The organism is Aphanothece microscopica RSMan92, assembly GCF_046613545.2.
Taxonomy (GTDB): domain Bacteria; phylum Cyanobacteriota; class Cyanobacteriia; order PCC-6307; family Cyanobiaceae; genus NIES-981.
The window spans coordinates 1-1,788 of record NZ_JBKKKY020000156.1 but is presented as its reverse complement, the minus strand read 5'-3'; the positions used below and the strand labels follow the sequence as shown (position 1 = coordinate 1,788).

The 1,788-nt window shown below is 67.4% G+C and carries 3 protein-coding genes; 2 read left to right on the top strand and 1 reads right to left on the bottom strand.

Features of this window, described 5'->3' with window-relative positions:
* Positions 1-271, top strand: a 271-nt coding sequence (locus ACLD7X_RS16560; RefSeq protein ID WP_411424785.1) for a hypothetical protein, incomplete at its 5' end; no start/stop codon positions are given.
* Positions 272-275: 4 nt separating this feature from the next.
* Here ACLD7X_RS16560 and ACLD7X_RS16555 read toward each other — a convergent pair.
* Positions 276-899: a TetR/AcrR family transcriptional regulator C-terminal domain-containing protein gene (locus ACLD7X_RS16555; RefSeq protein ID WP_411424784.1), complete on the bottom strand. Its 624-nt coding sequence runs from the start codon at positions 897-899 to the stop codon at positions 276-278.
* Between the two features lie 19 nt (positions 900-918).
* Between ACLD7X_RS16555 and ACLD7X_RS16550 the strand changes: the two genes are divergently transcribed.
* Positions 919-1,788, top strand: an 870-nt coding sequence (locus ACLD7X_RS16550) for a hypothetical protein (RefSeq protein WP_411424783.1), incomplete at its 3' end; no start/stop codon positions are given.

Here is a 1,788-nt window from a genome sequence, read left to right as displayed (position 1 = left end):
GCAAGCCGCAGGCATCACCGTTGAGACCGGCCTTCTGAAGGCGCAGGCGCGGGCGTTGAACGCCGGCTGGCTCAAGCGGCTGGCGACGGGCAGGCCGCTCGTGGCGGTGGACCCGGATCCGGCGTCCTATGATGCCGATTTCAGCCTTCTGCCGAACGAAAGCTTTGAAGCGGCCCTCGACCGGATGGGCGCGGAGGGCCTCACCCGCGTCCGTGTCGCGCCGGGCAGTCCACTTGAGCCCGCTCTGCGCGGGCGTGGCCTGATCGACTGATCTCTCAGGCCGCGTAGGCGCGCACAAAGGCGCCCGCGAGCTCGTCCAGATAGGCAGACATGTCCACCCCGCCATCGTCGGCGCCACCCAGCAGCTGCTGATGCAGCGTCATGGACAGGAGCGGCGCAAACAGGAAGGCCGCCGCCGCGCGCGTGTCGCACGCCCGCATCTCGCCGCGCGCCACATGCTGATCGAGCCGTTTGGCCAGCGCGTCGATGGACGGGTCCAGCACGCTGCGGCGGTAGGCCTGGCCCGGCGTGGGATGGCTCACGCCCTCGATCACGCCGAACGCATGCGCCTTGATGAAGCCGCCGTGCTCCATCCCCGCGCGTGACAGATCGAGATAGGCGCGCACCGACGCCTCAAATCCGAGGTCGGTTTCGCGCACATAAGCCCAGAATGGCGCGCCGCGGGCGCCGATCTGCTCGATCACGGCGCGCACAACGCCTTCGCGATCACCGAAATAATGCCGCAGGGTCGGCTCCGACACGCCCGCGACAAGCGTCATTTCGCGCAGGCTCATGCGCCGCAGATCGCCCGCCAGCGCGTGCTGGGTGAGCTTTTCGGCGAGATCGATGCGCTTGGCGGTATAGTCCGGGCTGCGCGTGCCTTTGGGCCGTCCCCTCATGGGATCGTCTTAACCCGGAATGCGCGCGCTCGCCATCATTTCAGCCGCGCCGTCATCGGCTGCGACTCTCACATCAATGTTATTTCTGATATATGAAAGACGCAATATAGAAGTGGCCGTCTCAGATATGGAGATGGGCATGAAACTCGTTCATTCTATGGCGGCGGCTTCTCTGGCTGCGCTGCTTCCTGTGGCCGCGATGGCGGCGGGGCCCGAACAGGGCCGCCTGACCGGCACGATCGGCCTTGGCGTGGAAGCATTTGGCGGCGGCGATCTGCATGGCGGCGCACGCGGCCGCGCGGCTAGCCTCCAGGCGCTGAACCCGGCGCTTCCGGCCGTTCCTGCCGATCTGAACATCGAAGCGCGCGAATATGGCGATGTCTATGACGCCCCGCCCGCCATCACCGCCGAGATCGCCTATGGGCTGAGCAATCAGATCGAGCTGGTCGGCGCGGTCTCCTATAGCACGGCTGATGAAGGTCGCGTGCAGGTCGGCTCCGCCTTCGTCCCGGCGCTGAATGCGACCCTGCCGGTATTCGGCCAGTTCGGGGAGCTTTCCACCCTCGCGGTGGAGGCCGGCGCGCGCTTCTACCCTGGCGGCGAAGGCGCCATCCGCCCGTTCGTCGGGGCCCGGGCCGGCTTTGTCCGGCAGGATTCCGTGAACGCGACCTTCACGATCCCGGATGCGCCGGCCGGCGGCATCACCCTGCGCAACGTGCCGTTCTTTGACGAGACGACGATGCTGACCGCCGGGCTGGAAGGCGGCGTTGCGGTCGCCTTCGGCGATGCGATCAGCGGCGGCGTCAGCGTCGCTGCCCGTTACATTGGCGAGGCCGACGGCAACGACAGCGCGATCGGCGGGCTGGGGCTGGCGTCCATCAATGACGGG